Annotated in this window: 17 protein-coding genes; 9 read left to right on the top strand and 8 right to left on the bottom strand. The window is 40.3% G+C overall.

Translation table 11 applies throughout. The features are described from left to right. Positions 1–338: 338 nt before the first annotated feature. Positions 339–731: a barstar family protein gene (locus J2I46_RS32160; RefSeq protein ID WP_207333222.1), complete on the bottom strand. Its 393-nt coding sequence runs from the start codon at positions 729–731 to the stop codon at positions 339–341. Between the two features lie 459 nt (positions 732–1190). Between J2I46_RS32160 and J2I46_RS32155 the strand changes: the two genes are divergently transcribed. After that, positions 1191–1610 (top strand): hypothetical protein, encoded by a 420-nt coding sequence (locus J2I46_RS32155; protein WP_207333221.1) that lies wholly within the window; start codon positions 1191–1193, stop codon positions 1608–1610. Then, positions 1607–2068, top strand: a complete 462-nt coding sequence (locus J2I46_RS32150) for a hypothetical protein (protein WP_207333220.1) — start codon at positions 1607–1609, stop codon at positions 2066–2068. The genes J2I46_RS32155 and J2I46_RS32150 overlap by 4 nt, the downstream gene beginning before the upstream one ends. A 278-nt stretch (positions 2069–2346) precedes the next feature. Here the strand turns inward: J2I46_RS32150 and J2I46_RS32145 are convergent, their stop codons facing one another. After that, entirely contained in the window at positions 2347–2541 is a 195-nt protein-coding gene (locus J2I46_RS32145; protein WP_207333219.1) for a hypothetical protein, read from the bottom strand. A 583-nt stretch (positions 2542–3124) separates the two neighbouring features. On the opposite strand from J2I46_RS32145, the gene J2I46_RS32140 reads away from it, so the two are divergent. Then, positions 3125–3928 (top strand): hypothetical protein, encoded by an 804-nt coding sequence (locus tag J2I46_RS32140; protein WP_207333218.1) that lies wholly within the window; start codon positions 3125–3127, stop codon positions 3926–3928. Positions 3929–3956: 28 nt separating this feature from the next. After that, positions 3957–4175 carry a hypothetical protein gene (locus J2I46_RS32135; RefSeq protein ID WP_207333217.1) on the top strand — a complete coding sequence of 73 codons (219 nt, stop codon included), beginning with the start codon at positions 3957–3959 and terminating at the stop codon, positions 4173–4175. 73 nt (positions 4176–4248) lie between these two features. Here the strand turns inward: J2I46_RS32135 and J2I46_RS32130 are convergent, their stop codons facing one another. Next, the gene (locus J2I46_RS32130) at positions 4249–5103 is read right to left on the bottom strand and encodes a DUF4238 domain-containing protein (protein WP_207333216.1); all 855 of its coding nucleotides are present in this window, start codon (positions 5101–5103) and stop codon (positions 4249–4251) included. Positions 5104–5377: 274 nt separating this feature from the next. Between J2I46_RS32130 and J2I46_RS32125 the strand changes: the two genes are divergently transcribed. Beyond that, entirely contained in the window at positions 5378–5833 is a 456-nt protein-coding gene (locus tag J2I46_RS32125) for a hypothetical protein (RefSeq protein ID WP_207333215.1), read from the top strand. Positions 5834–5901: 68 nt separating this feature from the next. Here J2I46_RS32125 and J2I46_RS32120 read toward each other — a convergent pair whose 3' ends face one another. From J2I46_RS32120 to J2I46_RS32100, 5 genes are all read right to left on the bottom strand, one after another. After that, on the bottom strand, positions 5902–6246 hold the full coding sequence (locus J2I46_RS32120) for a hypothetical protein (RefSeq protein WP_207333214.1): 345 nt from the start codon (positions 6244–6246) through the stop codon (positions 5902–5904). Positions 6247–6273: 27 nt separating this feature from the next. Continuing rightward, positions 6274–7128, bottom strand: coding sequence for a hypothetical protein (locus J2I46_RS32115; RefSeq protein ID WP_207333213.1), 855 nt, complete (start codon positions 7126–7128; stop codon positions 6274–6276). A 578-nt stretch (positions 7129–7706) separates the two neighbouring features. Further along, positions 7707–7943: a hypothetical protein gene (locus J2I46_RS32110; protein WP_207333212.1), complete on the bottom strand. Its 237-nt coding sequence runs from the start codon at positions 7941–7943 to the stop codon at positions 7707–7709. A gap of 150 nt (positions 7944–8093) precedes the next feature. Continuing rightward, positions 8094–8309 (bottom strand): helix-turn-helix domain-containing protein, encoded by a 216-nt coding sequence (locus J2I46_RS32105; protein ID WP_207333211.1) that lies wholly within the window; start codon positions 8307–8309, stop codon positions 8094–8096. A gap of 71 nt (positions 8310–8380) precedes the next feature. Then, on the bottom strand, positions 8381–9076 hold the full coding sequence (locus tag J2I46_RS32100) for an XRE family transcriptional regulator (protein ID WP_262898080.1): 696 nt from the start codon (positions 9074–9076) through the stop codon (positions 8381–8383). A gap of 170 nt (positions 9077–9246) precedes the next feature. On the opposite strand from J2I46_RS32100, the gene J2I46_RS32095 reads away from it, so the two are divergent. The 4 genes from J2I46_RS32095 to J2I46_RS32080 all read left to right on the top strand — a co-directional run bounded on the left by J2I46_RS32095 (position 9247) and on the right by J2I46_RS32080 (position 10572). Continuing rightward, positions 9247–9492: a hypothetical protein gene (locus J2I46_RS32095; RefSeq protein ID WP_207333209.1), complete on the top strand. Its 246-nt coding sequence runs from the start codon at positions 9247–9249 to the stop codon at positions 9490–9492. Positions 9493–9608: 116 nt separating this feature from the next. Then, complete coding sequence (locus tag J2I46_RS32090; RefSeq protein ID WP_207333208.1) at positions 9609–9839, top strand: hypothetical protein; 231 nt, start codon at positions 9609–9611, stop codon at positions 9837–9839. Next, positions 9832–10143 carry a hypothetical protein gene (locus J2I46_RS32085; RefSeq protein ID WP_207333207.1) on the top strand — a complete coding sequence of 104 codons (312 nt, stop codon included), beginning with the start codon at positions 9832–9834 and terminating at the stop codon, positions 10141–10143. Before J2I46_RS32090 ends, J2I46_RS32085 begins: the two co-directional genes overlap by 8 nt. Before the next feature lie 96 nt (positions 10144–10239). After that, positions 10240–10572 (top strand): hypothetical protein, encoded by a 333-nt coding sequence (locus tag J2I46_RS32080; protein WP_207333206.1) that lies wholly within the window; start codon positions 10240–10242, stop codon positions 10570–10572. The last annotated feature ends 66 nt before the right edge of the window (positions 10573–10638 follow it).

The following is a 10638-nucleotide window of genomic DNA, read 5'->3' as shown; positions in this document are numbered from 1 at the left end:
ACGTCTCAACGCGATCCCCTGGTGGAGGAGCTGCTGGGCTTGCCCAATGCGCTGGTAACGGGTCACCAGGCCTTTCTCACCCGGGAAGCCTTGCAGGCCATTGCCCGTGAATCGATGGCTATCCTGAGCGAATGGGAGCAAGCGGCTCCCTGACCTGGGATCACTGGTTAGGGTAAGCGGAGGCCAGGACCGGCAAGGCCTCTTCGCCTCCCGCTGGCGAGCCTTTTACGAAGTAGAGCCAGCCACTCACTCCAGCCCGCTCCCTGGGAACGAGCTATCCGGGTAAGCAGGCCGGAGTGAGCCAGAGAAGCGTAGCTGCTGGGTGAGCGGGAGGGTGATCACCAACCAGTCACCTTGATAGTCGGATGGTCGGCTATGATAGCCATAATGACGTCAAAATAGGTCTGCCCGGTGCCCGCCTCCAGGGCTCGCAGCTTTTCTTCAAACAGAATTTTGTTATAAGGTGAGCCGCTCTCAAGCTTAGCCAGGTAGTAAGCTCGGGTGGTTTGATAACCTAGCGCTTTGCGGCTATGGTCCATACTGTGCCAGCGCAGATCAACCGATTGGGCTCCTTGCAGGGCTCCATAGCCACCATGAAGTAAATAATCAAGCGCGTCCAGACTGGGTCCAATCAGCCAGTTCTCCTGGGCCATAAATACCCGGTTGATCTCCTCATAGAAGGAGGCGATGTCGTTGATTGAGCTACCCTGGATCGTAAGCTGTTTAACCATGGTTCAATGCCGCGCCCGTACCTGGCAGGCTAAATCCTTCTTAAAACGCCCGTGGATGGTTTGTGGGTATATCCGGAAAGCTACTACGATCAAACCTGCGCCTCTACCAGCAGTTGGTACAACTCCCCGATCACCCAGACCAGGCCTGGACAAACGGCTCACCTAGCTAGCTATGACCTACCGGCCACTTGGCTGATCTGGCAGGCTTTATTCCTGTCCATAACGTATTAAGAACGGTCGTTCTTACTATGTTATAAGGGCAGTTTGATATAATAAATGGCACCTATGTCATAGGAACAACTAACGTTTATATAATAACAAGGTCAACTGAATAAACATTATTGATTAAACGATTAATTACTCAAAACGAGCCTTTAGGTAGAATTCAACGTTAAACGTATTGAAACAGATATATTTGTTTATTATTAAGAGACAGATCAATATAAGTTTTAAAACTAAATGCCTAACCTTAACTTTGATGGATTGGCGAGTGCGTTGGCTACCGTAGGCGTAACAGTTGTGCTTATAGTGCTCGTGAAGAAGTTTGGTAATGTGCCGAGGGGGTCTACTGGACCGGAATTGAATCTTCTCACTTATGGTGCTCTTTGGGATATAATCAATACTGCTATGAAAGGCGAGGAATACTGGAAAAATATGGAATATACTACTCCTGCGCTTGATCCGTATAAATCCTACGTATTAGGAGGTTTGACATTATTGAACTTCATCTTTACAGCTTGGAATTTTAAAATAGCTCATAGAATAGAAACAACATCTTCTTTAAACACACTACCAAGAATTGGTTTAGCTGCTTTATCAAATATTCTTGGAATTTTTAGTCTCGTATTGTATTTAGTTTTTAAAACTGTCTGGGAGTGATAAACATAGCTTTATATATTTCTATAGCTCTCGCTGCAACTATTATCATTGCTGCACTAGCAGTGGTTGCTGATATCTTATTAGATAAAATAAAGGACATTGGTTTTTACAAAAAAGTATTCCAAACGCTCTTATTATATCCTTTACTAGATTCTATAGTGTCTATAGAATCTAGTAAAGGATATAATAATGATGCAATAAGTAGTAATAAAAATTCTAATAAGTCCACTAGAACCGATATTATTTATAAACACAACAGCGTATATAAACATTTGTCAAAATATAATTACAGAAAAAATATAAAATATAAAATAGCATATCAAAAGCATCAAACATACCAAGATAGACATCGCGATATCAAAAAAATCAATGATGTAAGCCGTTACCCATTCGTAGCATTAGTTACGCATTTGTTCGCTTCTCTTGTCCATGTCCTACAAGCTTTTATAGGAAAATAAATTATAGACTCACTATTATTAATAGACAGTTGTTTAATTGACTCCTGTAATATGCTTTAGTTAACAAAGTCAAAGGGTCTTCCCTCTTCGTCATTTTAATAATAAAAGGAGGTGGTAAAGATGAATGGTTTAGTAATCTTTATACTACCGATAGCACTAGCAATGTTGTCGATTAGAACACTTATCTAGAGGGGGACAGCTTATTCATCGCTGACGTACTATACCAGCCTCTGTCTAAGCTACGCCCATCACACGGGGCAAGGTAGCTTTGAAACGGTTTATAGGTGGCTCACATCTGCCGATGGGAAACGAAAAACGCTGCTGGCAGCGATAGCAATGGATGAAACCGTTGACGGGGCCAGCACAACTGGAACTATATCAGACCAGCTAATAGATAAAGCAGCCAAAACAGAAGAAACATTTTTGGCACGGTTGAAGAAATTATCAATATTTTGAAAGACAAAAAGCTGCATGCATTGCTGACCGCGTCTGACTTCAATTTAAATACCGCCGCCCAGAAACCAACGACAATTTTATCTACGCCCCGTTTAAGGAGTTTGGGGATTACGCGGCATGGGTGTGGATGTTCTTTAGCTTAATACTATAAACACTGACCAAATATTATAATGTTGATCGGAAAGTACTGATATTACTCGATGAGTTTCCGCGACTGTCATATATGTATAAAGTGCCTCGCTTATTAGCTGTTTTGCATAGTTACATCTACGGCGACAAGTAGGAAACGTTTGTTAGCAAGTGCAATTATCAAACATTGATTGAGTGGTGATGCAAATAACACAACGGCTGACTATATTTCACACCGGATACTACAAGCGCTTAATTTCATTGACTCTAATGCTAACGGGTTGCCAAAAGAGCGAGAAACCCGAACTATTGAATAATACTTATGCTTTAAAGATATCATCTGTGAAATGTTGAGGCTGGAATCAGCAGCACGTTTCTATAAAAGCCCATGATGAAATTTTCGGTAGTAAATTAAACAATACTTTAGACCCTTTTTATGTAATTTAATTAAAAAAACTAACACTAAACAAAATGTCAAATCTAACCCCATATACGTTTTTTTTTGAAATTCCTCTTTATACAAAGATAAAGATTACGCCAGAAAACAATGGTGAATTTTTAGAATTGCTGAGTTTTGATGGATCAATAGATGCTTATAATCCAACCAAAAAGGAAAATACAACATACAAAGTCATAAATTATCCTAACAAAGATACAGGCGGTGGTATATATGCGTACGAACAGTGGTCAAAACCGGGCGTATTTATATTGGAGTGCGTAAGAACCAAAGAGAGAGTTCATTATGCAGTTTATTGGAACAAGGAAAATGAGATTTTTCAAAAATATGGCCAATTTCCATCGATAGCTGATTTTAATATTAGTCAAATAAAGAAATACGATAAAGTTCTTTCAAAAGATAAGCTTAAGGAATTCACAAGAGCTATAGGTCTTGCTGCTAATGGTATTGGAATTGGTTCGTATGTTTATTTAAGAAGAATATTTGAGAATTTAGTAGACGAAGCATTTGAAAAAGCAAGATTGGGAACAGAATTTAACAATGAAGTTTTTAAGAAAATGCGAATGAGCGAAAAAATAGACTATATTAAAGATTTTGTGCCTAGTTTTCTATCTGAAAATAAGGAGCTTTATGGTATATTAAGCCTAGGTATACATAGCCTTAACGAAAATGATTGCCTAACACATTTTGAAATTGTAAAAGTCGGTATTGAATTAATACTGGATGAAAAGTTAGAACAGTATGAAAGAGCAAAGAAGATTGAAAATGCTACTAAAAGAATACAATCTTTAACGAGTCAGATTACTAAAAAACAATAAAATTTAAACGATTTTAACCGATATACCAATGAAGTTAATAAAGATTTGGGGACGTCCCTGTTCAGTTCAAGGAATTAATTCACCATCAGGTGAACAAGCCTTCTTCTTAAATTCTGACCTTATCGCTGCAGTAACACCACGTAAAGAAGTTATACTTTCAGGCGGTGCTGACATATTAAATTTAAGCGGTAACTACTATAATCATATCAGATTACATGAAGATGTCAAAATGGAAGACTTAATCTAGCTCAAATATCTGCACGTATTCAAAATTTGATAGCCAGTAGTAATCATAGACTTAAATAGAATGTCTATGATTACTACTGGCTATCATGTAGATTTGCTATGAATTTTTTTAAATAAGCTTCACTTTCACAAGCTATTGTTTTTATAGCATTATCAAAGATTTCTTTATTTATAATTTCGGAAAATCCTCTATTTTTATGATCTGATATTTTTTTTATTTTAACATTACTAAGTTCGACATTTTCTGAATCTACGTGTAAAAATAGCTTGCTCGTTAATGGGAAACTTACTCCCGTAACTATGCGAGCGAGTGAATTCTTAGCCAAATTAGACCTTTTAATAACTCCATAATTGTCAGCTAATATAAAATGTTCATCATTTTCAATTTTAATAATGGTATAAACAGCATTACCCATACGCAAAAATATCTTATCTGCTAACTCTTTATAACTACCTATGTTCAAAAACTTTGTTTTGTCAAAAACAGATATTAATTTGTCTAATTCCTTGGTAAATTCAGGAGAAGAGTTTGGGCGAAGACTTTTAAATGTCGAAAGAAGTGTATCATCATTTCTTTTTTTAAAAGAGGGATGCCGTAACTCACTCAATATACCAAACTTAGTTAATTTCACTAAAGGCTCGATAGCATCTATAGTTAAGTTTATAACCGCATGCTCGATGAGCTCACAATTCTCCGCGAACTCTGTTTCAAAATAATCACTAAGCTCGGTTTCTAAAGTACTATGATCTATTTCGCCATTATCGTATCTAGAATTACCGTATTTATCACTAAAAATATTTTTAGTTGAACGGGAAGAATAAAAGTTAGCTTTCGCTTTGTCATACATAAATATGCGACTTTCTGCCTCATTAAAAAATTTTTTTATGTGACACTGCGAAACATAATGATGATTTTTGGGAGTGCTCATAATAATTATTGATTGGTTTTTATAAACGATTCTTTGATATCTTAATTACTTATTATTTTTATACAACTGCCAGAAGGGGTAAAAGCGAAAGTAAAATTTCTTGTTCTAACAACCAACTGCTGATTTTTGTTAAAATCAATGATTTCACTAACAACTTTTATATAACTTCCAATGTTATAGTTATTTACTGCTCTACTTTATAGCTTTATAAGCTTGTTACACAACAGTTAAGGGGTATTTATTCTGAGAAACCTTTCGAGTAAATTCTAAGAAGATGATTAATTTTAAAGATATAAACGAAATATTAGAAGTGAATGGAGATAGAACTGATAATATATTCTCTATTTATAAACGCCATCTTCTTCAAGTGATTATATTAGAAACTTTATTATCAGCTGGTCCAACAACATCAAAAGACTTAGTTTTTGTTATAGCGAGAATGCACAGAAATAATCGTCTGATAATGTGGAGAACAACAATGCCGGACACAGCTAAAGAGATACATTATTTAACTGCTCTAGAGCTTGTAAAGACAAAACAAGTAGATCAACTTCTTATTGAGTTTAGTATAACCGAAAAAGGTAAAGACATTTTAAGAAATGGCATTATACACAATTTAGCTTACAATGCATTTTCCAGTCATAGATCATCTAGCTTATCTGTGTGGAGTATAATTATAAGTGTTGGATCAGCTATTGTTGCAATAATAGCTTTGTGGAAACAAAAATGAACTATTATAAGTATTTATATATAAGGCTCAATATATCGTTCTATTAAAAAATTGATTTCTTTTGTGAATTATCCATCAAAGTTTTTGTAATGTTTAGTAAAGTCATAAATTTTTTTATCTTTTAGAGCTTCATCTAATTTTCCGTCAAAAATAAATATTGTTTCAAGTCCTCCGCCAAAGTTAAAAGCAACTCCTTTTTTTAAATTAATAAATAACTTTTCTGGGCTTCCCTTTAGAGTGATCGGAAAATATGTTTTCCTTTTGTATTCAAATCCTCCGTATTGTGCTAGTATTCTAACTCTCATACTAGTGGGTGCGTCAGTCACATCTAGAATGTCTACATAAAGGATTTTATCAGTAGAGAAAAATTCTTGTGGGACAACTAAAAGTGGCAAAGTTGATATTTGAACCATAAAATTTAAGTTTGAATAAAATAGGATTTAATTGCGATGATTATTTGGCGTAACAGCTCGTATTGGTCTACTTTTTACCTCGAAAGTGTCATTACCTAGCGCGGTTCTGCTTATATTGGAGTCCTTTTTAGGCTGCGCGGCCAAAGGCTGTTTAATTTGTGACTTAAGACTTATAACGGGAACGGCGCGGTTTCGTGTATTACCATTTTTTATCGTGTCTCTATTGAACTGCTTCGCTAAATAATTCTTGACTGGATCGAAGCCTAGAACAGTAACAAAATCACTAGAAAATCCGGTTAACCATACGATACCTACAACCAGCCCTGATAATCCCCTGTAAATTTTATTATTAATTAACCAAGTTACCGTAGATAAACTAAGTAAATTAAAGGCTGAAAGAACGTAAAACGGGCCAGAAACAATTTGAGCAATACCTTCAGAAAAACATTTTAGGTAACTGTTTAATTGCTCACGAATTGCACTAATTTCTTCACTTGTTATTCCATTATATCTGAGTAAGGCTTGTTGAATACTACCAATTGTATTATTGTCTAAGTATATGTCGTTCAACTTTGGAATTTCGTTTAGTATAACTGGATAGTTATTAAATACCTCACGTCTCATAGGATTTGAATAACGTACTATTCCGATGTAGCCTAAGAGGTTTTGCATTCTATCCATTTTTGTGAGTAACCAACCGTATTTTTGAAAATCAGCTTTTCCCATTTGTTTACTATCTACAAAGTCAGTAAATGCATTTGAAAACTCTATATAAAATTCAAAATTAGCTTCATAGACACGCAATTTTTTAACGATTGTATATCTACCTATAATTACAGCTACCAAACAAAATAGCAAAAAGCAAGCGGTATATAAAATCATCTTCAAATTTTTTGGGTAGATTAGTTTTAACTCTTAAATCATGGGTTCGCCAGGCCTCGGCACTGGCCGACGTATCATAGGATTTCTGCATGATCAGCACATGGCCTAACAGTTGGGCCGCAATCTTCATACGCTGTTGATTGGGCGTATTCGTCCAAAAATGATTTATGGCACTGTAACTTTCATATAAGTGATTAACGGTGCCAACCATGTAACCGTCCTTTAAAGGTCGTCTAATGTTTCACGGAAAGTGAGAGTCAGGTAGTTTAAGGTGAGAACTAAGAAATAACCTTGATGATTTATCCAACCGATCTGACCGTAGCGGTGGGCTGTCCACTCTCAATGGCAAGCTATCAAACTTTTGCTGCCCACCAAAATCTAGCAGCGCAAGCGAAAACAGTTCGACAGTTCGATCATCAATAGTATTCTCTACGTGGTCAAAGGGGGCATGTGCAAGTTAGGTGAGCTGACCATTAGGCTAAAAACTACTGAGCTCCTATACTCAATTCGTTCACACGCAATAAACCGGCCCATCGTCAGACAAGCCGGTTTGCTAAGAGGTTTTCAGATTACTTTGCTTAAGCCAGCGCCTCTAAAAGTAGCGGGTCCAGCTCCCCGATCATTCGGGCCAGCGCCTGGCTCAACTGTTGCTCACTCGCCGTGGCCACATAGCTATACTTCGCTTTAAACATAGGATTGTTCAGCGTCAGCACCACGTTCTGTAGTGTCTCTAGCTGCTGCTGTAGGGTTTGAGCAGTAGGCTCAAGGGGAGTTGCACCGCCCGTAGATTGGGCGTAGTTTTGCACCGTGTTCATTTGAACTTATGGTTTGAGTGAATTACCTGCCCCTTCGCTGATTCCGCCAAGAATAGAAGCGTTGGGGCTTTTTGTTGCCGTTAGGCTGTACGAATATAGCATGAAATGCCGCAAAACACAACATATATGTTGTGTTTTGCGGCAAATTTTTTAGACCCCTTTTACTAGGCTTTCTACTGAAACGCCAATAACCTTCGCAATCTTAAAAAGAGTTTCGATTGTGAAATTTTGGCCGCTTTCATACCTGTTTACGGCAGTCTCCGAGACTCCTAGCTCCTTTGATAAATCTTTTTGAGTCAACCCTTTGGCCTTACGAGCTTCCCGTATCAGTTGACCTACATGCTGCTTAATATCTTGCTCTGGCATTTAGCGCTTGGGATAACATGTATCGAATACTGTAGACTAATCTAGCTACAATTGGTTATTCACTGTCAACCTTATCGAACATGTTCATTGACTTTATGTGTGATCTTCCACATGCAATGTAACTCACTAGCGGGCACAACAATTTGACCGTACTTTTCATTATCACTCCAAAGTATAAGCGAACCAGTTGTCATTAAATCGTTGGTTTTTATTCGCTTTACTACAAATCGATTGTTGCCGTAGATGATGGCATAAACCCCGCCTGATTCATACTTGATGTCATCTTTAGTGATAGCCTGCCCTAGCACTACTGCACCTGATTTAATCTCAGGCTCCATGCTGTCACCTTGTATCTCAATGACAAGATGCTTTTCATTAATGGGTACAAGTGGGAGAAAGACCGGGTAGGTTTCCTCTACCCAATTCATAACACCATCATTGTAATCTATCTGGGGGAGTCCTGCTTGGGCTCTAATAGATAGGAATGGAACCTGGGTGTACAACTCAGCAATGTTAGGCCGAGCTGATTTCGCACTCCCTGCTAATGTCTGAATAGGCTCTTGACTGAACGTCTCACCTACCAACAACTCATCGACAGTGACTCCTAGCTCACGAGCAATTGAAGCCAGCTTGTCAGATGGAGGCGCATTACCTTTTTCATAAAGAGAAATGGCTCCTCCTGTCAAGCCAACGCGCTTGCCAAATTCAGCTTGAGTCAAGCCTGTGCGTTTTCTGAGCGTCCTAAATAGCGTTGCCGAAAAGGGCATAGAAAAAATATTTCCAATAACTCTTGTTTATATTCTAGAGTTAATAGAATTTAGTGCCATCATTTATAGTGATACTAGAATTAGTGCCACTAACAAAGGCTAAAGTATATAATGGCTGTAAGTCATACAAGGCCGTTGAGTCAGTACTAGAAAAACAAGTATGAACGGTCATGAGCACCTACCAGAAAGTCACCGCCTCTCAGAACTGGCGCGAACGCATGCGCGAAGCGAGGGCCAGCCTGCCAGAGGGCGTGGGTCAACAGGATGTGTTAGTATTTATCACTGCCGTGAACAGCGAAATTGATCGACTCATTTATGCTACTCGCTGGCGAAATGCTTGGAGTAGTAAGGTGTCAGATCCTGAATTCACTCAACTGGTAGAGCAGGCGGCTGAACACTTCGTTCAGAAACAATAGAAAGGGCTCTATCGAAACCTAGCTTACTGCATCTCCTTAAAGCTTACCCTATTTCTCACAAAAAAAGCCCCGATCCTGTCTCGTACACAGGGTCAGGGCGGTAAACTGATTCGGTCATGAATCGCACAAATGTAGTCAGGGCGGCCCAAAGCGCCAGCCCCGCCCCAGCCAGTGGCCCCAGCGGCCCAAGCGGCCCCAGCCTCCGCCTCAAGCAGATCCAGGACTACCAGATCCTGGCCAGGGTGCGCCTCAAAGAGCGCCTGTCTGGCTCGCCCACCAGCGCCACGCTGTATGATTTGCTCATGCGGGATCAGCTCTCCTCCATCAAGCGCCATCACCATGCCTAGCCCCCAGACTAAGCCCAGCGCCGCCAACCGACCCCTGGTGGCTACTCAAGACCCTGATCTGCAACTGGTCCTGCGCCGCCTGCGCGATCTCTACGCCCAGCGTCAGCACTGGCAGGGGGGCAAGAACATGGCCCTTTTGATCCGGCCCTTTAGCGGCGTGGAGCTAAGCCTTGACCCGGTAGAAAGTTTGATCGTCAACTGCGAAGATCCCGACGCGCACCTGCTGTCAGTGCCCTTAAACGCCCTGATCGATCACTACGAACAAGTGTTATGGCTGGCCAAGATCCCCCTGCCCACTATATGAACGAGATCGCCCTGACCGTCATCGGGCTGCTGATCGCCTCGCTGGTGATCCCCGCCCTGAGAAGTGCACTGAAGAACCCTTTGGACAAGCACTTTCATGAGTAGTCCCCCCTGCCCCTACGTGGAGGCGGTGGACCCCAACCTCCAGGCCGTGGCCAGTGAATCATTGCACTGGCTGCATACCGATGAGCATACCTGCGAGCTGCACAGGCAAACCCAGGAGCCCCAGCTGGACGGCTTTGGTAAGCCGGTCACCCGGCTACTGGGCCTGATCAAGTACGACCCTGACACGGAGCTCTACCTGGGCTACGTGCACGCCTGGACGGAGCCGGGCAAGCAACCGCCCCTATTGCCCGTACTGGCCCGCTATCACAAGCTGCTGGTGCAAAACAAGCTCATCGAATTCCTTCACTCAACCAGTCGCCTCTAGTCATGGCTACCTTCCACTCCCTGCTAAAGAGCTTTATCAAGCAGCACATCGCTGCTCCCGGCCCCC

Origin of the sequence: Fibrella forsythiae (assembly GCF_017353175.1) — a bacterium.
Taxonomy (GTDB): Bacteria; Bacteroidota; Bacteroidia; order Cytophagales; family Spirosomataceae; genus Fibrella; species Fibrella forsythiae.
This window is presented reverse-complemented; position numbering and strand designations above follow the sequence as displayed.